Origin of the sequence: Arthrobacter sp. NPDC089319 (assembly GCF_040684925.1) — a bacterium.
Taxonomy (GTDB): domain Bacteria; phylum Actinomycetota; class Actinomycetes; order Actinomycetales; family Micrococcaceae; genus Crystallibacter.
In genome coordinates this window covers 43855-61448 of the sequence record NZ_JBFBGZ010000016.1, presented here as the reverse complement: position 1 = coordinate 61448, position 17594 = coordinate 43855, and the positions used below count along the sequence as shown (strand labels likewise).

The 17594-nt window shown below is 67.4% G+C and carries 20 protein-coding genes; 10 read left to right on the top strand and 10 right to left on the bottom strand.

All coding sequences use genetic code 11. The features are described 5' to 3' along the window. Positions 1 to 257: 257 nt before the first annotated feature. Positions 258 to 1121 (top strand): DUF72 domain-containing protein, encoded by an 864-nt coding sequence (locus AB0N75_RS17650; protein ID WP_364652245.1) that lies wholly within the window; start codon positions 258 to 260, stop codon positions 1119 to 1121. Positions 1122 to 1193: 72 nt separating this feature from the next. Then, positions 1194 to 1748 carry a hypothetical protein gene (locus AB0N75_RS17645; RefSeq protein WP_364652244.1) on the top strand — a complete coding sequence of 185 codons (555 nt, stop codon included), beginning with the start codon at positions 1194 to 1196 and terminating at the stop codon, positions 1746 to 1748. 24 nt (positions 1749 to 1772) lie between these two features. Here AB0N75_RS17645 and AB0N75_RS17640 read toward each other — a convergent pair whose 3' ends face one another. Next, on the bottom strand, positions 1773 to 2399 hold the full coding sequence (locus tag AB0N75_RS17640; RefSeq protein WP_364652243.1) for a thymidine kinase: 627 nt from the start codon (positions 2397 to 2399) through the stop codon (positions 1773 to 1775). Between the two features lie 70 nt (positions 2400 to 2469). Then, entirely contained in the window at positions 2470 to 2898 is a 429-nt protein-coding gene (locus AB0N75_RS17635) for an SRPBCC family protein (protein ID WP_364652242.1), read from the bottom strand. 130 nt (positions 2899 to 3028) lie between these two features. Between AB0N75_RS17635 and AB0N75_RS17630 the strand changes: the two genes are divergently transcribed. Then, positions 3029 to 3328 (top strand): helix-turn-helix domain-containing protein, encoded by a 300-nt coding sequence (locus AB0N75_RS17630; RefSeq protein ID WP_364652241.1) that lies wholly within the window; start codon positions 3029 to 3031, stop codon positions 3326 to 3328. Further along, positions 3325 to 3714: a VOC family protein gene (locus AB0N75_RS17625; protein WP_364652240.1), complete on the top strand. Its 390-nt coding sequence runs from the start codon at positions 3325 to 3327 to the stop codon at positions 3712 to 3714. The genes AB0N75_RS17630 and AB0N75_RS17625 overlap by 4 nt, the downstream gene beginning before the upstream one ends. 117 nt (positions 3715 to 3831) lie before the next feature. Here the strand turns inward: AB0N75_RS17625 and AB0N75_RS17620 are convergent, their stop codons facing one another. The 3 genes from AB0N75_RS17620 to fbaA all read right to left on the bottom strand — a co-directional run bounded on the left by AB0N75_RS17620 (position 3832) and on the right by fbaA (position 6148). Continuing rightward, complete coding sequence (locus AB0N75_RS17620) at positions 3832 to 4500, bottom strand: cyclodeaminase/cyclohydrolase family protein (RefSeq protein ID WP_364652239.1); 669 nt, start codon at positions 4498 to 4500, stop codon at positions 3832 to 3834. A gap of 202 nt (positions 4501 to 4702) precedes the next feature. Beyond that, positions 4703 to 5125, bottom strand: coding sequence for a DUF3151 domain-containing protein (locus AB0N75_RS17615; protein WP_364652238.1), 423 nt, complete (start codon positions 5123 to 5125; stop codon positions 4703 to 4705). Next, on the bottom strand, positions 5126 to 6148 hold the full coding sequence (gene fbaA / locus AB0N75_RS17610; RefSeq protein WP_364652237.1) for a class II fructose-bisphosphate aldolase: 1023 nt from the start codon (positions 6146 to 6148) through the stop codon (positions 5126 to 5128). 217 nt (positions 6149 to 6365) lie between these two features. Between fbaA and AB0N75_RS17605 the strand changes: the two genes are divergently transcribed. Next, positions 6366 to 7370: an NUDIX hydrolase gene (locus AB0N75_RS17605; protein ID WP_364652236.1), complete on the top strand. Its 1005-nt coding sequence runs from the start codon at positions 6366 to 6368 to the stop codon at positions 7368 to 7370. Between the two features lie 303 nt (positions 7371 to 7673). Here AB0N75_RS17605 and AB0N75_RS17600 read toward each other — a convergent pair whose 3' ends face one another. After that, entirely contained in the window at positions 7674 to 8342 is a 669-nt protein-coding gene (locus AB0N75_RS17600) for a TrmH family RNA methyltransferase (RefSeq protein WP_364652250.1), read from the bottom strand. Positions 8343 to 8625: 283 nt separating this feature from the next. On the opposite strand from AB0N75_RS17600, the gene AB0N75_RS17595 reads away from it, so the two are divergent. Next, positions 8626 to 9432 carry an HAD-IIA family hydrolase gene (locus AB0N75_RS17595; protein WP_364652235.1) on the top strand — a complete coding sequence of 269 codons (807 nt, stop codon included), beginning with the start codon at positions 8626 to 8628 and terminating at the stop codon, positions 9430 to 9432. Between the two features lie 35 nt (positions 9433 to 9467). Here AB0N75_RS17595 and AB0N75_RS17590 read toward each other — a convergent pair whose 3' ends face one another. Both AB0N75_RS17590 and pyrE read right to left on the bottom strand, forming a co-directional pair. Further along, positions 9468 to 10478: a thioesterase domain-containing protein gene (locus AB0N75_RS17590; protein ID WP_364652234.1), complete on the bottom strand. Its 1011-nt coding sequence runs from the start codon at positions 10476 to 10478 to the stop codon at positions 9468 to 9470. A gap of 25 nt (positions 10479 to 10503) precedes the next feature. Further along, positions 10504 to 11082 (bottom strand): orotate phosphoribosyltransferase, encoded by a 579-nt coding sequence (gene pyrE / locus AB0N75_RS17585; protein WP_364652233.1) that lies wholly within the window; start codon positions 11080 to 11082, stop codon positions 10504 to 10506. Positions 11083 to 11248: 166 nt separating this feature from the next. On the opposite strand from pyrE, the gene AB0N75_RS17580 reads away from it, so the two are divergent. Further along, entirely contained in the window at positions 11249 to 11938 is a 690-nt protein-coding gene (locus tag AB0N75_RS17580; protein ID WP_364652232.1) for an alpha/beta hydrolase, read from the top strand. Here AB0N75_RS17580 and AB0N75_RS17575 read toward each other — a convergent pair. Then, positions 11935 to 12381, bottom strand: a complete 447-nt coding sequence (locus tag AB0N75_RS17575) for a hypothetical protein (RefSeq protein ID WP_364652231.1) — start codon at positions 12379 to 12381, stop codon at positions 11935 to 11937. The genes AB0N75_RS17580 and AB0N75_RS17575 overlap by 4 nt on opposite strands. A 118-nt stretch (positions 12382 to 12499) precedes the next feature. Then, a complete protein-coding gene (locus AB0N75_RS17570) occupies positions 12500 to 13696 on the bottom strand; it encodes an ROK family transcriptional regulator (RefSeq protein ID WP_364652249.1) in 1197 nt (398 codons plus the stop codon). Between the two features lie 120 nt (positions 13697 to 13816). On the opposite strand from AB0N75_RS17570, the gene AB0N75_RS17565 reads away from it, so the two are divergent. Genes AB0N75_RS17565 through AB0N75_RS17555 form a run of 3 tightly spaced genes read left to right on the top strand, consistent with a single transcriptional unit; the run spans position 13817 to position 17594 of the window. Next, on the top strand, positions 13817 to 15442 hold the full coding sequence (locus AB0N75_RS17565) for a sugar ABC transporter ATP-binding protein (protein ID WP_364652230.1): 1626 nt from the start codon (positions 13817 to 13819) through the stop codon (positions 15440 to 15442). Then, positions 15439 to 16488 (top strand): ABC transporter permease, encoded by a 1050-nt coding sequence (locus tag AB0N75_RS17560; protein ID WP_364652229.1) that lies wholly within the window; start codon positions 15439 to 15441, stop codon positions 16486 to 16488. The genes AB0N75_RS17565 and AB0N75_RS17560 overlap by 4 nt, the downstream gene beginning before the upstream one ends. Next, positions 16485 to 17594 (top strand): ABC transporter permease, encoded by a 1110-nt coding sequence (locus AB0N75_RS17555; RefSeq protein ID WP_364652228.1) that lies wholly within the window; start codon positions 16485 to 16487, stop codon positions 17592 to 17594. The genes AB0N75_RS17560 and AB0N75_RS17555 overlap by 4 nt, the downstream gene beginning before the upstream one ends.

Genomic DNA, 17594 nt, shown 5'->3' with positions numbered 1-17594 from the left:
GAGCAAAACCCGCACAAGTGTCCACCAAGCCCTGAGACACAGTGTCTACACAGTCATGAGACATAACCGTCCAATAAGTCATGAGACTTCACAGCAGTAAAACCGGGTGCAAACCTGCAACTTCTCTCCAGTCGATGAAACACGGGCGCTGTGGACGCGCTTCCGCCCCTGGGAACGGCGGCAAGGGACCCAGCGTACGACGGCGGTGGGCCGGCCACCTCTGGCCTGCGGCGCCGCGGCGGGGTAGCCTGCCGAACATGGCCGTCTCTCAACCGGTGGCCCGGATCGGCATTTCCGGCTGGCGGTATCCGCGGTGGCGGGGCACTTTCTACCCCAAGGGCCTTCCGCAGCACCGCGAACTGGAGTACGCCTCCGGCCACCTGAACTCGGTGGAAATCAACGGCACCTTCTACTCGCTCCAGCGGCCGTCGAGCTTCCGCCGATGGTACGAGGAAACGCCGCCGGACTTCGTCTTCGCGGTCAAGGGCGGGCGCTACATCACGCACCTCAAGGGGTTGAAGGACGTCCGCGAGGCGCTGGCGAACTTCTACGCCAGCGGCGTGCTGGGGTTCGGCGAGAAGCTCGGCCCGTTCCTCTGGCAGTTGCCGGAACGCGCCGCCTACGACGCCGGCGTGATGGAGAAGTTCCTGGCCCAACTGCCGCGGACCACGCAGGCGGCCGCTGCACTGGCCGCCGAACACACCGACCTGATGAAGGACCGGACCTGGATTCCCGACGACGGCGCCGACCGCCAGCTGCGCCACGCCGTCGAAATCCGCAGCACCACGTTCATCACTGAGGAGTTCTACGACCAGCTGCGCCGGCACAACACGGCCTTGGTGCTTGCGGACAGCGCGGGAAAGTGGCCGATGCTGCATGAGATCACCGCGGACTTCATCTACGTCCGGTTGCACGGCAAGGACGAACTCTACGCCGGCGGCTATCCGGACACGGACTTGGACCGGCTGGCAACGGCCGTCGGCAGCTGGCTGTCCGGCTCCGGCTGCCCCGACGGCGCGGGCCGGGACGCGTACCTCTACTTCGACAACGACGCCAAAGTCCACGCGCCCTTCAACGCGATGGGGCTGGCAGAACGGCTGGGCCTGCCCGCCGGCCCTTGACTCCCGTGCCGTTCGCGCGCGGCATACTGGACACTGCCGGCGCCCGGCCCGGAACGCCGTATCCGCCAATCCATGATCGAGGAGTCCTTGGCTACGCCCCAGCTGACCAGTACAACCGCCATCCTGTCGAGTCCTGTGCGGGAACTCCGGGAGTTCGCCGAACATCCCGATGCTTACCTCGAAGACCTGTTTGCGAATCCGGAGGCGGCAGCCCGAACGTGGCTGCGTATGGGCGAACCCCACCGCTTCCAGTACAACGACGGCGTGGTCAGCCTGGCCTGGCAGGGCGCACCGTTGCTCGGCGCGCCCGTCTGGGACGACGTCTGCGGAATCTGGCGTGGCCTGGTTGAGGTGGTTGCTGACTATTCGGCGACCGGGCGGGGCGAGACGTTGCTTCCAGACCAGCCGGTGTCCGTGGTGCTGGAGCAGATCCGCGGCGGCGCGCTGCTCAGGATCGGGGACGCCGCCGTCCGGGTGGACCCGGCGGTCTTCAACCTAGAGCTCTTGGCCGAGGCTGAGCGCTTCTGGCAGTGGACGGAGCTGCACGGCATCCCCGTCGATGCGCCGGGCGCCCTCACAGAGATCACCCGGGCCAGGACCTCGTTGGGCCTCGCGGCCGGCCTCTGACGCCGGCCCGTTCCCGCGCGGCCCTCAAACCTCCAGTTTGCCGCCGGAGGCCTCCAGGTAGCAGGTGCCGCAGAGCGACTCGTACCAGACGTCCTCGCCGTCGATGGCGACCTGCTCGCCGTCGAAAACAATCTCCCCGCCCACCCGGCGCGTGTTGAACACGGCCTTGCGTCCGCAGCGGCAGATGGTCTTCAGCTCCTCCAGGGTGTGCGCGATTTCCAGCAGCCGGCGAGCGCCGGGGAAAGCCTGGGTGCGGAAGTCGGTCCGGATGCCGTACGCCAGCACCGGAACGTTGTCCATCACTGCGATGCGGAACAGGTCGTCGATCTGCGCCGGCTCCAGGAACTGGGCCTCGTCCACCAGCAGGCAGGCCACCGGCTGGACGTCGACGCGCTCCAGCAGGGCGTCCGGATCTTCGCCGGCGGCCACCCGGCCGAAGTGCTCGCGCACCGACTCGCCCGGCCGGATCATGAAGTCCACGTCCCGGGCCATGCCCAGCCGGGAGACGATCTTGCTGTCCCCCTTGGTGTCCAGGTTCGGCTTGGCCAGCAGCACGCGCTGTCCGCGCTCCTCATAGTTGAACGCAACCTGGAGCAGTCCGGTGGATTTGCCGGAGTTCATCGCCCCGTAGCGGAAGTAGAGCTTGGCCAACACAGTCCTTTCAAGCGGTCCCAGCAGTCGATTCTACTGAGCTCGGGCCGGGGTGGACGGCAGCGCCGCGTCAGGGCGCGGCCTCAGCGAAGCGTTTGAAACCGGCCAGCTGGCCGGAGTCCGCCTCGGCCATCGCCTCCCGGATCTGGTCTGCCATGCCGGCCAGTTCCTCACTGATGACGACGTCGGCCGTGAGCGTCAGGCGGGTGGCGCCGCCGTCGCCGTCGAGCTCGTAGCGGTAGTACGCCTGCACGTCCCCTTGCGACGAGGCGATGGTGATGCTGCGCCCGACGTCGAGCTCGCTCACCGTGCAGCTACGGTCATGTCCCTGGGAATGGAAGTCGATGGTTTGGCCCACGACCAACGGGCCCTCGGCGTGCATCTCGTTCACCCCGGGCATCCATGCCGGTGCTGCGGCCCAGTCGGTCAACAGCGCCCATGCCCGCGCCGGCGGCACGTAGACCTGTTCGGTAACCGTGAACGCCGTGTCCGCACCCATACCTGCATCATCCCCTCCCCCGCGCTGCGGGGAAAGGGCGGGCCGCAGTCTGGACGGATCGCCGGCTCCGGCTTGCCAGGTCACGAATCACCACTGGACTGGCAACCTGCGGGTTGCGTATGGTGGAAGCATGGACGCGGTTTTCGAGGCCCTCGGTCACCCGACTCGGCGGATCCTGCTGGAGGAGCTGGCCGCAAACAACGACCAGACGCTCTTCCAGCTGACCGTGGGCTTGATCAATAAGCACCATCTGGAGATTTCCCGCCAAGCTGTCACCAAGCACCTGGCCATTCTGCGCGAGGCCGGCCTGGTGACCGCCAGTAGCCGGGGGCGCACCACCGTGCACCACCTGGACACTGCGCCGCTGTCCGCCGCGCGGGAATGGCTCACGCGTTTCCCACAGTCCACCACCACGAAGGAAGAACCATGATTGTCACCACCACAAGCATTTTCGTCGACGACCAGCAGAAGGCGCTTGAGTTCTACACCACCAAGCTGGGCTTCCAGCTGAAGAATGACGTGCCCGTCGGCGCCGACCGCTGGCTGACGGTGGTCTCGCCGGAGGCCCCCGACGGCGTGGAACTGCTGCTGGAACCGTCCGGCCATCCGGCGGTGAAGCCATTCAAGGAGGCCTTGGTGGCCGACGGCATTCCGTTCAACAGTTTTCGCGTGCAGGATGTGCACGCCGAGTACGAGCGCCTGACCGCGCTGGGTGTGGAATTCATCCAGAAGCCCGCTGACATGGGACCGGTCATCACCGCCGTCCTGGACGACACCTGCGGCAACCTGATCCAGATCGCCAGCACGAAGGAGTAGCCGCGACCACCACGGCGGCGGCGCAGCGGCTGCAGATCGCGACGTTGGGCTGCGCCGTGGGCGACGTTAGGGACACACCGCCGCCGCCATCGCGCGCGGTTGCGGCACGCGCCGCGGCTACTCGAGCACGCGCTGCCGCACCAGCGCGGAAAGCTCCTCCGCTTGGAGTACCACCCGGTCCGCCTTCTGCGTATGTTCCCGCAGTGATTCCTGCAGGGAATCCTCCGCGATCGACGTCAAGTTGGCCTCCACGGTGATGCGCGAGGTGGCTGCAGCGGCTCGGGCCGCTTCCGCCGCCACAGCGATGTCGCTGAGCAGGTCGGCTTTGCAGACGTCCAGGAGCTCCTCACCCAAGCGGACGACGGCGGTGGCCAGGTCCAGCTGAGCCCTCGCCGGCAGCGTCGCTTCAACGAGCGCCTCGCGAATGGCGGCGCTGCGCTTGGCCCGCTCCTCGTCGGATCCGGACGGTAGCTTGTAGCAATCGACCACCCGCTGGAACTTTTCCTCGTCGGATTCCGCCGCGTCCAGTGCGGTGCGCATCAGCTGGTCCGCCTCGGACAGAATGACTTCGAAATCCGTTGCCGAAGTTCCGGACGCGCCCTCCCCGGTCTTGGCTGCCGAACCACCTTCGCCGCTGTCTTCCGGCGGCTTGGAGAAATTGGCAACCATCCCGATCAGTGCCGCTGCCTGTGCGGCATGGATCGCCCCGACGGCGCCCGCACCCGGCGTGGGAGCACCCGACCCGAGGCGGCTGAGATACTGCTCGATGGTCTCGGATCTGCTCACGCTTCGGCCCCGTCGACGGCTGCGGCTGCTGCGCTCCAGGTGTCTGCTTCCATCTCTGCATCATGCCCAACAACGCATCGCCGCGAAAGGGCCGGACGGACCAGGCGCCGGGCAACCACCCGCTATTTCGGACCGCAATCGGCATAGAAAACGGGAGCTGCCGCACGGCGAGCTCCCGCTTTCTACGGAACGCGTCTAAACGTCAGGCGCCTTCGATGGCCGCCTTGGCGTTCGGGTCGGAGTCGGTCAGGAATTTGCCGATCCGGTCCACTTCTTCGGCCTCACCGATGGCACCGGCGGCCCGGCCCAGGGCGTAGAGAGCGCGCAGGAAACCGCGGTTCGGTTCGTGCTCCCACGGGATCGGCCCGGCACCACGCCAACCGGCACGGCGCAGCGAGTCCAGGCCGCGGTGGTAGCCCACCCGCGCGAAGGCATAGGACTCGACGGTGCGGCCCTCGGCATAGGCTTCATCGGCCAGAATCGCCCAGACCAGCGAGGAGGACGGGAACTTTGCGGCCAGATCCACCGCTTCGTCGCCGGCATCCAGGCGGGCCAGGACATCGGTTTCTTCCGGCAGGTAGGTCGGCTCGGGGCCGAGCAGGTTGGTGCGGAAAGGCTCGGTCATTTACTTCACCGACTTTCCGGCAGAGCCAAGGCGCTGGGCTGCTTCCACCACGCGGGCTGCCATGGACTTCTCGGCGGCCGCACCCCAAACACGCGGGTCGTAGGCCTTCTTGTTGCCTACCTCGCCGTCGACCTTCAGCACACCGTCGTAATTGGCAAACATGTGGCCGGCCACCGGGCGGGTGAAGGCGTACTGGGTGTCCGTGTCCACGTTCATCTTGATCACGCCGTAGGAAACGGCGTCGGCGATCTCCTGCTCGGACGAGCCGGAGCCTCCGTGGAAGACCAGATCGAACGGGTTGGCCTTGCCGATCTTGGCGCCGACCTCGGCCTGGATCTGCTGGAGCAGCTCGGGGCGGAGTTTCACGCCGCCGGGCTTGTAGACGCCGTGCACGTTGCCGAAGGTCAGCGCGGTGATGTAGCGGCCCTTCTCGCCTGCGCCCAGCGCCTCGATGGTCTTCAGCCCGTCGTCGACGGTGGTGTAGAGCTTCTCGTTGATCTCGTTTTCGACGCCGTCTTCCTCGCCGCCGACGGTGCCGATCTCCACTTCCAGGATGATTTTGGCCGCGGCGGTGCGCGCCAGCAGGTCCTCGGCCACCTTCAGGTTCTCTTCAAGCGTCTCGGCCGAGCCGTCCCACATGTGCGACTGGAAGATCGGGTCTTCGCCGCGCTTCACGGCCGCCTCGGACTCCGCCAGGAGCGGCAGCACAAAGCTGTCCAGCTTGTCCTTCGGGCAGTGGTCGGTGTGCAGCGCCACGTTGACCGGGTACTTCTTGGCCACCTCGCGGGCGAACGCGGCGAAGCCCAGCGACCCGGCGACCATGTCCTTGACCCCGGAGCCGGACCAGTACGCGGCACCGCCGGTGGATACCTGGATGATGCCGTCGGAACCGGCGTCGGCAAAGCCCTGCAGTGCTGCGTTGAGCGTCTGCGAGGAGGTGACGTTGATCGCCGGGTAGGCGAAGCCGCCCGCTTTGGCGCGGTCAATCATGTCGGCATAGATCTCAGGGGTTGCAACGGGCATGCTGACTCCTTGGCTAGCGATACGGATTCGAAGGCGTTGCCTCTGGGCCCATCCTATCGAGTCCCGTCCGGGAGCTGCTTTTGAGTCCGCCGGTGCCACAGTTTCGAGACGCCCGGGGCTGCCGTCGGCCAGCGGATCCGGACCGGTGTCTGTGAAGCCGGGTTACATCCGGCGCCTCGCTCCCCCATCGCGTGACCCGCCGTGGCAAGCTGGAACCATGACTGAATTCCCGCCGCCGTTCCACGGTCCGCGCGATCCCGGCGACGCCTGGGTGGAAGGACCGGATGGCACCCGGATGTGGGGTCGGTTCGGCTCGGCCGGGTTGCTGGCGGTGGACCGCGAACGCGGCATCCTGCTCCAGCACCGGGCCAAGTGGAGCCACTTCGGCGGCACGTGGGGAATCCCGGGCGGGGCGCGCCACCAGGACGAACTGGCCGTTGACGCCGCGCTGCGCGAGGCGAACGAGGAGGCCGACGTCCCGCTCGACGCCCTGGCGCCGCTGTTCACTTCGGTGCTGGATCTGGGCTTCTGGACTTACACCACTGCCGCGGCCAGGACCGTGCGGCCGTTCGAGCCGGTTATTACCGACGCCGAGAGCCTTGCCCTGGCCTGGGTGCCGCTGCATGAGGTGGACGACCTGCCGCTGCACCCGCACTTCGGCGAAGCCTGGCCGCGGCTGCGCACCCTGCTGGAACACCCGCCGCTGCTCGTCATCGACGCGGCAAACGTGGTGGGGTCCCGGCCGGACGGCTGGTGGAAGGACCGCGCCGGTGCAGCCCGCCGGCTGCTGGCCTCGCTGCGCGCCGCGCTGGAGCCGGGGCTTCCGGCCGACCTGCTGGCGGTGCCCGCCGGCACGGTGTGGCCGCGCACCGTCCTCGTGCTGGAAGGCGCCGCGAAGGATGCCGCCGCGGAAGGGCGCTATGAGTACGACGGCGGGGCGGAGCCTGACCGAGACAGCGGCACCCTACATGCGGCTTCCCCAGAGGACGACGGCGGGGCCGGGCAGGCGTCGGCGGCGCACCGCCGCGGTGTGCAGCTGGAGGTGGCGCATGCGGCCGGGTCGGGTGACGACGAGGTCGTGGCCCAGGTGGAGAAGGCGTTCGGCGCCGACCCCGAGGCGTCGGTGACCGTAGTGACGTCGGACCGCGGACTGCGCGAACGGGTCGAGGGTGTTGGCGCCCGGGCAGTCGGCGCGGGAACGCTGCTGGACCTGCTCGGCTGACCGCGGCCGCGCCCCGCCGCACGCTCCGCCCCAGCGGGGCGGTCCGCGCGAGCCGTGCCAGCCCCGGACGCGCTCCGCCCCGGCGTCCCAGCCAGGGCCGCCCCGGAAGTGCGCTGCGCCGGAGACGCCCGCTTCCTTCGCTCCCACGTTTCAAACCCGCCTGGAGCGTTTCCGCATGTCAGAGGCCTGTGGACAGCCTGAAACATGGGAAGTTACTGCTATACGTGGGAAGTTGCTTCGAGCCCGGGCCGCAGGCGGCGACGCAAGACCAAAACCGGCCGGCCCGCGCCCGCCCCCGCAAACCTACGGAGCGGGCGTTCCCACCGGCTGGGCGAAGACGTGGCGGCGAATCCACGCGTGCATCGCGATGGCCGCGGCGGCGGAGGCGTTGATCGAGCGGGTGGAGCCGAACTGTGCGATCGACAACGTGGCGTCGGCGGCGGCGTGGACCTCCGGCGTCAGCCCGGGCCCTTCCTGCCCGAACACCAGCACGGCGTTCTCAGGCAGGTCGTAGGTTTCCAGCGGAACGGAGTCGGGGAAGTTATCGATCCCGATGATCCGCAAACCTTCGCCCTGCGCCCAGGCCACGAAGTCCTCCACGGTGGGGTGGTGCCGGACGTGCTGGTAGCGGTCGGTGACCATCGCCCCGCGCCGGTTCCACCGCCGTCGTCCGATGATGTGCACTTCTTTGGCTAGGAAGGCATTGGCGCAGCGCACCACGGAGCCGATGTTCAGGTCGTGCTGCCAGTTCTCGATGGCCACGTGGAAATTGTGCCGGCGCGAGTCCAGGTCCGCGACAATCGCGTCGTGCTTCCAGTAGCGGTACTGGTCCGTCACGTTGCGGCGGTCGCCGTCCGCCAGCAGTTGCGGGTCCCAGTGGTCGCCCTCCGGCAGCGTCCCCTCCCAGGGCCCGACGCCGATGCTCACCCCCGCGGCGCCGGTTCCGGCCGCGCCCGGGGCGGCTACCGCCACGTTCGAGTCGGTCCCGGCAGCGTCGGGTTCCAGCCCTGGGGCGTTCGGGGCGGCTACGGGAATGTCCAATCCCGGTGTCCGGCCGTCGGTCAACGGCTGTCCGGCCTCGTCTTCGCCTGCGTTTTTTTCCACCCCACAAGCCTAGGTGACAGACTGAGGCCGGAAGCGCCGTCCCGCCGGCACTCGCCGGGCACTCCTGGGCCCACGCGCCCCCGGCCAGCACTGCACCTGGGCCAGTGCCGACCCCCGCTCACCCAACCGCACCCGCGCACGAAAGGGAACCATGCACCAGCAAAAGACCCGCACGCCCGCCGATATCGAGTGCTGGCTCACCGACATGGACGGCGTGCTGGTGCATGAGAGCACCGCTATCCCGGGCGCAGCGGAACTGATCCAACGCTGGGTTGACACGTCCAAGCGATTCTTGGTGCTGACCAACAACTCCATCTACACTCCCCGGGATATGGCCGCACGGCTGCATCAAGCCGGGCTGGAGGTGCCCGAGGAGAACATCTGGACATCGGCGCTAGCCACCGCCCAGTTCCTGCGCAACCAGACCCCCTCGTCGGAGGGGCACGGCCGCGCTTACGTGATCGGCGAGGCCGGACTGACCACGGCTCTGCACGAGGCCGGCTTCATCCTGACCGACCGGGACCCGCAGTATGTGGTGTTGGGCGAAACGAGAACCTACTCCTTCGAAGCCATCACCAAGGCCATCCGGTTGATCCTGGCCGGCTCGCGCTTCATCGCCACCAACCCGGATGCCACCGGCCCGTCCACGGAAGGCGTGCTGCCGGCAACCGGAGCCATCGCGGCGCTGATCAGCAAGGCCACCAACCGCATGCCGTACATCGTGGGCAAACCCAATCCGATGATGTTCCGCTCGGCCATGAACCAGATCGATGCCCACTCCGAGACCACGGCAATGATCGGCGACCGGATGGACACGGACATCGTCGCCGGCATGGAGGCCGGGCTGCACACCGTGCTGGTCTACACCGGCATCACCCAGCCCGACGACGTGTCCCGCTTCCCGTTCCGGCCGAACCAATCCTTCGACTCGGTGGCAGACCTGATTCCGCTCGTATAGCGAGCGGCCCGACCCAGGGCGCCGGCGGCCCGGAACTAGAAGAACTGCGCCTTCATTCCAGCCACCGGCAGCGGGAAGTAGTCGTTTTCCACCTGCTGGATGATCGGCACGTAGATCGCCGAGTTCCACTGCGGACTGGCGTGGGCGGGCCGTGCACCTTCAGTCACCAGGTTGTTGGTCAGGAAGTTGGCCTCGTAGTTCACCAGCCAGCTGCGCCGGGCAGTGGTGTAGTTGATCGTCTGATCGCCCGGGTTCCCCATCCACGCCATCTTGGTCTCGCCGATACTGTGGCTGAAGCGGTGCGCGTCGAAGTGGTAGATGTACGAAGACTGCGACTGGATCAGCGTGCTGGAGACTGCCAGCGGGGACAACTGCTCCATGGTCTGCTCCACGATCTGCCGCCAGCTGCGTTCGTTCTTGTGCACAATCCGCTCGCCCAGCTCGTATCCCCCGCGCAGATAACTTGGGACGCGGTAGCCGGCCTCGTACAGGAACACCACGCCTTCGAACATGGTCTTGTCCAGCACGTCGAAGCGGCTGTACGGGGACGAATCCATCAGGATCAGCTCCACCGGGTAGCCCTTGGCCCGCAACCGGGCGGTCATCTCCACCGCCACCATGCCGCCGAAGCTGTGCCCGTAGAAGTAGAGCTTCTGTAGCTTGTTGTCCTGGATGTGTTTTTGCAGCACCTCGGTCAGTTCGGCCAGGTCCAGTCCGCGGTTCGAGTAGCCTGCCACCGCCAGGCGGCCGCGCTCCGTCAAGCCGGTGCGCAGCGAGTTCAGGATCCACAGCCCCTCCTCCCAGCTGGTCTTGTACCCGGGGAACACTACCCAGCTGGAGCGCGGGAAGCGGCGGTCCGCGCGCTCATCCGCCAGCGTGAGGATCTGCGCTTCATTGCGCATGCCCTGGATGGCGCGGGTGGCTGCCAGGTCCGCGGCGGTGCCCAGGCCGAACGCCGCGCCGATCAGGAACGAGCGCCGCGAGACCCGGTGCAGGTCGCTGGCCAGGCGCAGTTGGCGGGCGGCCTTGTTCCTGCGTACATCCATGAGTTTGCTGGGCTGCCTGCCGCTGCTAGTCCAGACCCAGCTCGTCCTTGCCGAAGGCGAACAGATACGGCACGCCAGCTTCGGCCTCGATGCGTTCCTTGGCGCCGGTGTCGCGGTCCACGATGACGGCCACCGCAGTGATCTGCCCGCCGGCGCTGCGCACGCCTTCCACCGCGGTCAGGGCGGAACCGCCGGTAGTGGAGGTGTCTTCCAGTACGACGACGGAGCGATCCCTCACGTCGGGACCCTCAACTTGGCGACCCATTCCGTAGGACTTCTGCGCCTTGCGCACCACAAAAGCATCCACGGTGCGGCCGGCGTCTGCCGCGGCGTGCATCAGCGCGGTGCCCACCGGGTCGGCACCCATCGTGAGGCCACCGGCTGACTGAAACTCGATGCCGGCCTCATCCAGCATGGCCAACATGACCCTGCCGACCAGGCGGGAGGCTTCGTGGTGCAGGGTGACCCGGCGCAGGTCGATGTAGTAATCGGCCTCGGCGCCGCTGGACAGCGTGACTTTGCCGCGCACCACGGCCAGTTCCTTGATCAGTTCGAGCAGGCGGGCGCGGTCGGCCGCTGGATCGGCCGCAGAAGTCTGGGTCATGATTCCCAGTCTATGGGGTTGCCACTGCGTCGTTCCGAATCAGTGACGCTGGGACGCCCGGCGCAGAGTTTCGTTGCTTCCGGGCGCCCTATGTACCCGCTCCAGTGACCGTCGGTGCCCTTCCTGTCATAATCGGGGCCACGCGAGCTAGGGGAGGTTTGCACAGATGGCCACCTTTGTGTTCATTCACGGGGCCGGGGACGTCGGCTGGTATTGGCATTTGGTGGAGGCCCAGCTGCGTGCCCGGGGACACGACGTGGTCGCCCCCGATTTGCCCAGCGAGGACGAAACCAAAGGGCTGGACGAAACCGCAGACGCGGTGGTCGCGGAGATCGGCGACCGGCGGGACCTGGTGGTGGTCGGCCAGTCGTTTGGCGGTTTTACCGCGCCGCTGATCGCCGCCCGGCTGCCGGTCAAGCTGCTGGTCTACCTTGCGGCGATGGTCCCGGCCCCCGGTGAGCGGCCGGCGGACTGGTGGAGCAATACCGGATACGGCGAAGCTGCCAAGCAGCAGGCCGCCAAGGATGGCGGACTGACCGGCAACGATGACCCGTTTATCTGCTTCTACAACGGCGTCCCGCGCGAGCTGGCCGAGGAGGCGCTGAGCTATGAACGCGGCCAGTCGGAAGCCTCCCAGGACAAAGCCTGGCCGCTCGAGGCCCACCCGGACGTGCCGACGAAGTTCATCCTGTGCAAGGACGACCGCTTCTTTCCCGCCGACTTGTTCCGCCGGATCGTGCCCGAGCGGCTGGGCATTGTCCCGGACGAAATCCCCGGCTGCCACTGCGTGGCGCTCAGCCACCCCAAAGAGTTGGCCGACCAGCTGCAGAGCTATCTGGGCGAGGAACTGGGCTAGAGTCCGCGGACCAGCAGGTTCGGGTGCAGCTGCTCCCATCCGTCGGCCAGGTCGTCGGTCGCGTCGTAGCCGTCCAAGGCAAGCTTGGCTATGACACCGGCGGGACCAGCGACCTTGATCGGGCTCTGGCCCCTGGGATTGAAGTGAGGTGGCAATGAAGTCGCACAGCCGGTCACCCAGTCTGAGTCCACCTGACGGTTGACGATAACAACGCAAAAGCCGTCAGGGTCCGCCCGGGTCGCATAGAAGGCATAGTCGTCCTGCTCGGCCAGCAGCCGGGCGCTGTCCGGATCCGCTTCAGGGCCCAGGTTGACGTGCGTAGGAAGTTTGTCCTCCGCGATAGGCCCCTGAGCCATTGCGGACACCACTGGCTTGGCGCCGCCGCAGCCGGCCAGCGCCAGCAGTGCAACGGCACCGGCCGCCACGTTGACCAATGTGCGCATGACTCCCCTGCCGTCAATGGATGAGCGTTTGTCTCACGCTAGCCACCTATCTGCAGGCGCGGGAGCTCCAGCAGGTTGCGAAACGATAACTTCAGACCATGGGGGCTAAAGCCGGCAGTCACGCCGACGCCGCGGCCTCGATCGCCTCGGGCGAAAGCACATGGCCGATCGCCAGCGAGACGGCCCCCAGCACACCCGCACGCTGTCCGGCCACGGACGGGGCAATCCGCAGGTGCTCGGTGGCCAGCGGCAGCGAGCGCTGGTAGACCACTTCCCGGATCCCCGCCAGCAGGTGCTCGCCTGCCTGCGCCAGCCGGCCGCCGATCACGATCACGGAGGGATTGACCAGGTTCACGCAGGTGGCCAGCACGTCGCCGATGTCCCGGCCGGCCTGGCGCACGGCCTGGATTGCCTGCAGGTCGCCGGAGCGCACCAGGTCGATCACGTCCTGGCTGCTGTGGGCCTTCTTCCCCTCCGCTGTCAACGCTGCGGCCAGCGCCGGTCCGCCGGCCAGCGCCTCCAAACAGCCGGTGTTCCCGCAGCGGCAGGCCACGCCGTCGCCGCGGGGCACCCGCACATGCCCCAGGTCCCCGGCGGTGCCCTGCGCGCCGCGCTGCAGCTGGCCCGAGGAGATGATGCCGGCGCCAATCCCGGTGGCCACCTTGATCAGCATCAGGTCAGCGGTGTCCGGCCAGGCCAGGGCCTGCTCGCCCAGCGCCATGATGTTCACGTCGTTGTCCACGAGTACCGGCACCTTGAAGTGTTGCTGCACCAGCGCGGGGACGTCCACGCGGTCCCAGCCGGGCATGATCGGCGGATTGATCGGCCGGCCCGTGTCATGCTCGACCGGCCCGGGCAATCCGATGCCAATCGCGCCCAGGTCCACCGCGCTCCGGCCAGCCTCCTTGAGCAGCCGCGCCACCGCATCGCAGAGCCAGCCCAGCACGCTGTCCGGGCCGCTGGCGATGCTCAGTTCGGCGCGTTCTTCGGCCAGCACCGCGCCGGAGAGGTCGGCTACGACCACCAGCGCGTGCGTGGCACCGAGGTCCGCTCCGACCACCAGCCGTGCGGCCGGATTGAGCGCAAACAACGACGGCGGCCTGCCGCCGGTTGAAGTCGCTCCGCCGACGGGCGCGATCAGCCCTACCCGCATCAGCGCATCCACCCGGGCGGTCACCGTGGAACGGGCCAGGCCGGTCAGCTGCGCCAGTTCGGCGCGGGTGCGTGGCTGGCCATCGCGGAGCAGCTGGAATACCTCGCTGGCTCCTGCAGCCGGCTGCGCTGCCAGGCGCTGCGGGGCGACGTCGGAGTTCAACACACTTTCAGTACAGCATGCGGAGCTTCTGTTTGTCTCTACAGCGACTATCTAAAGAACTTTTAACAACTTTTGTTTGACTATCGACAAAAGTATGTGAGCCGTGCCACAGTAGGGGGCGTGGAGGGTATTGTCAGCAGCGATGCGGCCGAAAACGGTCAAAAGCGGGATCAGCCTGTGCTTGAAGTGCGCGGGCTGACGAAGAGTTTCTTTGGCAACCCGGTGCTGCAGGATGCGTCGCTGACGCTGCACCCGGGCGAGGTTCACGGCGTCGTGGGGGAAAACGGCGCCGGAAAGTCCACCCTGATGAAGATCTTGGCCGGGGTTTACCAGCGGGACTCCGGAACGGTGCTGCTGCGCGGCCAGAGCGTGCAGTTCAGCCATCCCACCCAGGCACACGAAGCCGGTCTGTCCACCGTGTTTCAGGAATTCAACCTGCTGCCCGACCGCACAGTGGCCGAGAACATCTATCTGGGCCGCGAACCCCGCAAGGGCCTGCTGGTCAGCCGGGCGAAGATGAACGCCGCCACCGCAGACCTGTTGGAGTCCCTCGGTATCGGGTTCATCCGTCCCACCTCGCTGGCGCGGTCGCTGTCCGTGGCCGAGCAACAAATTGTGGAGATTGCCAAGGCGGTCAGCTACGACGCGCGGATCATCTCCATGGATGAACCGACCGCCGCCTTGTCCGGTCCGGAAGTCTCCCTGCTCTACGGCATTGTGCAGCGGCTGGCCGAACGCGGGACCGGAATCCTCTACGTCTCGCACCGTCTGCGAGAAATCTTCGACCTCTGCCAGACCATCACCGTGCTCAAGGACGGGCGGATCGTGGACACCAAACCCGCCGCCGAGCTCGACGACGCTTCGCTGGTGCGGATGATGGTGGGCCGGCCCATCTCCGCCTACTTCCCGGACAAACTCCCGGCCGAGCCGGCGGCGGGAATGCAGCCGACCGAAAGCCAGGCGACCACTCCTCGCGAGGCCACCGCCTCCACGCCGTTACTGGAACTGGACGGCGCAGGCAATGACCAACTGGACAGCATCGGCCTGAAGCTGATGCCAGGCGAGATCGTCGGTGTCGCCGGACTCCAGGGATCCGGCCGCACGGAATTGCTGCACGCCGTCTTCGGCGCCGCACCGTTCAACCGCGGCACCATGCAGTTGGACGGCCGGCCGGTCCGTCCGCACTCTCCGCGCCAGGCGGTGCGGCACGGGATCGCGCTGATCACCGAAGACCGCAAGGCCGAAGGCCTGAGCCTGAACCAGTCGCTGCTGGACAACGCGCTGGGCGTGGTCCGCGCCGTGTTCCCCGGCCGCACCTCATCCGTCCGGCGCGAGGTCGCCGGTTCGTTCAGCAGCTTGGAGGTCGTCGCCCGGGACCTGGACCAAGAGGTGCAGTACCTCTCCGGCGGCAACCAACAGAAGATCGTGCTGGCCAAATGGCTGGCAGTCTCCCCGCGCGTGGTGCTGCTGGACGAACCAACCCGGGGCATCGACGTCGGCGCCAAGGTGGCGGTGTACCGGTTGATGCGCCAGCTTGCCGCCGAGGGGAAGGGCGTCCTGATGGTTTCGAGCGAACTGCCGGAGGTGATCGGCATGTCCGACCGGATCTTGGTGATGCGCGACGGGCGGCTCGCCGGGGAACTCCCCGCGGGATCCACCGAAGAAGAAATCCTTCGACTGGCCACCGGAGCCAGGGTGCCCGGCACGGCGCCGGAGGACGGCAGCACGACCGGAGGAACGGCATGACGACGACGCGCTCGGCAGCCCGGGCCACGCCAACGGCACAGGCCGGCGGGTTTTTTGCCAGGCTGAGCTCCACCCAGATCGTCTATCTGGTGGCTCTGCTGGTCCTGATCGCCGGCAGTATCCTGGTGGCCACCACCGGCCGCAACTTTTTCAGCCCCGGCAACATCTCCGCCATCCTGACCGGCACCAGCGTCCTGGGCTTCATCGCCATTGGCCAGACCCTGGTGATCCTGGTCGGCAGCCTCGACCTCTCGGTCTCCTATGTGACCAGCCTGGCCAGCCTGATCGGCGCCGGCGTGATGGCCAACCGGAGCGAGAACGTGCTGTCCGCCGTGGCCTTGGCGCTGGGGATCTCGGCGGTGATCGGCCTGGCCAACGGGCTGATTGTCGCAGGCCTCAAGGTGCACGGCTTCATCGCCACCCTGGGCATGGGATTGATCATCAGCGGCTACCTGGCCACCAACTACAAGGGCAGTTTCGGCCAGACACCGTTTTCCTTCCGGCTGATCGGAGCCACCGGGCTGGGGCCGGTGCCGATCTCCACCTTGATCATGCTCGGCTGCGCCACACTGGTGATCCTGATGCTGCACCGGACCCGGATCGGCCACCACATCTATGCCGTGGGCGGCGACCGGGACGTGGCCCGCATGTCCGGCGTCCGCGTGCCAGGGGCCGTGATCACCGCACATGTGATCTGCTCGGTTCTCGCCGGCATGGCGGGCCTGCTGCTGGCCAGCCGGCTGGGCGTCGGCAGCCCAACGGTCGGCTCGCAGGGCGGCTACGACCTGCTCTCGATCGCCGCCGTCGTGCTGGGTGGAACGCTGCTGGCGGGCGGCAAGGGCTCGGTGGTCGGCACGCTCGGCGGCGTGCTGATCTTCGCGATGCTGGACAACATCATGTCCGTGCTGCAGATCAACCCGTTCCTGAAGGACGTGGTCCGCGGCGTGGTGATCGTGGTCGCCGTGGCCGTCTATGCCCGCCGCACCGTCATCACCCGCCCACCGCGCTTCGGGCACGGCGGACACCAGCAGGAGCTACAGCCATGAGCACCATCCTGGACCCAGCAGCCGGCCGCGAGGTCCTGCAGCACAACCGTGCCGGCCGCGGCGAACGCTTCCTGCGCGGCCTGCGGACTCCGGGCGGCGGCGTCTTCATCCTGCTGCTCGCCCTGCTGGTTGCCATCATCGTCATTAACCCGTCGTTCGGCGAGCCCGAATCCTTCATCCGCTTCATCGGCCGCACCGCCCCGATCGCCATCGCCGCCATCGGTCAGTACTTCGTGATTGTCTCCGGCGAATTCGATCTGTCCATGGGGTCGGTCGTCACCATGCAAGTGATCGTGGCCGGCAACCTGATCGGCGATGACGACTCCAAGGTCATTCCGGTGCTGGCACTGATGTTCGTCCTCGGCGCCGTGATCGGTCTGATCAACGGCCTGATCACCACTTTGCTGAAGGTCCCCAGCTTCATCGTCACGCTGGGTATGATGCTGGCGCTGCTGGGCCTGGTGCTCTTCTGGACCGGAGGCGCCGCCCAAGGCAACCCGGCGGACAGCTTCCGGCAGATCGGCCGCGGCGGCATCGAGGACGTACCGGTGCTCGGGATCATCCCCTACCCGGTGATCATCCTGACCGCGGTAGCTGTGCTGGCCTTCTGGCTGATGCGCCGCCCGTATGGACGCACGCTGATGGCTGTGGGCGACAACGACGTCGCCGCCGCACTGACCGGCGCCCGCGTCTGGTGGGTACGCACCCGCGCCTTCATCCTCTCCTCGCTCGCCGCTACGGTCGCGGGGATTCTGCTGGTCGGCTACGCCGGAGTCCACCCCTCGGTAGGTCGAGGCTACGAATTCACGGCGATCACCGCCGTCGTGCTCGGAGGCGTGGTGCTGGGCGGCGGACGAGGCTGGGTGCTTTCCGCCGCCGCCGGGGCCTTCGCCCTGGAAGCGCTGTTCACGCTGCTGAACTTCATGGGCGTGGCATCCACTTGGCGCCCCACTGTGCAGGGCGTCATCATCATCGTCGCCGTGGCTGCCGCCGCGCAGTCCTGGCAACGCAAGCGCCGCGGAGGCTCTGCGGCCGCGCAATCCGAACAACAACGCATCACTGCGGCACCAGAGCCCACTGAGGGCACCGACAAGGGAGGGAACTGA

Bases quoted from the DNA above. Each gene is read 5' to 3' on its own strand.
- AB0N75_RS17560 (WP_364652229.1), top strand. From the start codon at position 15,439: ATGACGACGACGCGCTCGGCAGCCCGGGCCACGCCAACGGCACAGGCC.
- AB0N75_RS17615 (WP_364652238.1), bottom strand. From the start codon at position 5,125: ATGACCGAGCCTTTCCGCACCAACCTGCTCGGCCCCGAGCCGACCTAC.
- AB0N75_RS17580 (WP_364652232.1), top strand. From the start codon at position 11,249: ATGGCCACCTTTGTGTTCATTCACGGGGCCGGGGACGTCGGCTGGTAT.
- AB0N75_RS17650 (WP_364652245.1), top strand. From the start codon at position 258: ATGGCCGTCTCTCAACCGGTGGCCCGGATCGGCATTTCCGGCTGGCGG.
- AB0N75_RS17645 (WP_364652244.1), top strand. From the start codon at position 1,194: ATGATCGAGGAGTCCTTGGCTACGCCCCAGCTGACCAGTACAACCGCC.
- pyrE (WP_364652233.1), bottom strand. From the start codon at position 11,082: ATGACCCAGACTTCTGCGGCCGATCCAGCGGCCGACCGCGCCCGCCTG.
- AB0N75_RS17605 (WP_364652236.1), top strand. From the start codon at position 6,366: ATGACTGAATTCCCGCCGCCGTTCCACGGTCCGCGCGATCCCGGCGAC.
- AB0N75_RS17575 (WP_364652231.1), bottom strand. From the start codon at position 12,381: ATGCGCACATTGGTCAACGTGGCGGCCGGTGCCGTTGCACTGCTGGCG.
- AB0N75_RS17555 (WP_364652228.1), top strand. From the start codon at position 16,485: ATGAGCACCATCCTGGACCCAGCAGCCGGCCGCGAGGTCCTGCAGCAC.
- fbaA (WP_364652237.1), bottom strand. From the start codon at position 6,148: ATGCCCGTTGCAACCCCTGAGATCTATGCCGACATGATTGACCGCGCC.
- AB0N75_RS17630 (WP_364652241.1), top strand. From the start codon at position 3,029: ATGGACGCGGTTTTCGAGGCCCTCGGTCACCCGACTCGGCGGATCCTG.
- AB0N75_RS17635 (WP_364652242.1), bottom strand. From the start codon at position 2,898: ATGGGTGCGGACACGGCGTTCACGGTTACCGAACAGGTCTACGTGCCG.
- AB0N75_RS17590 (WP_364652234.1), bottom strand. From the start codon at position 10,478: ATGGATGTACGCAGGAACAAGGCCGCCCGCCAACTGCGCCTGGCCAGC.
- AB0N75_RS17625 (WP_364652240.1), top strand. From the start codon at position 3,325: ATGATTGTCACCACCACAAGCATTTTCGTCGACGACCAGCAGAAGGCG.
- AB0N75_RS17595 (WP_364652235.1), top strand. From the start codon at position 8,626: ATGCACCAGCAAAAGACCCGCACGCCCGCCGATATCGAGTGCTGGCTC.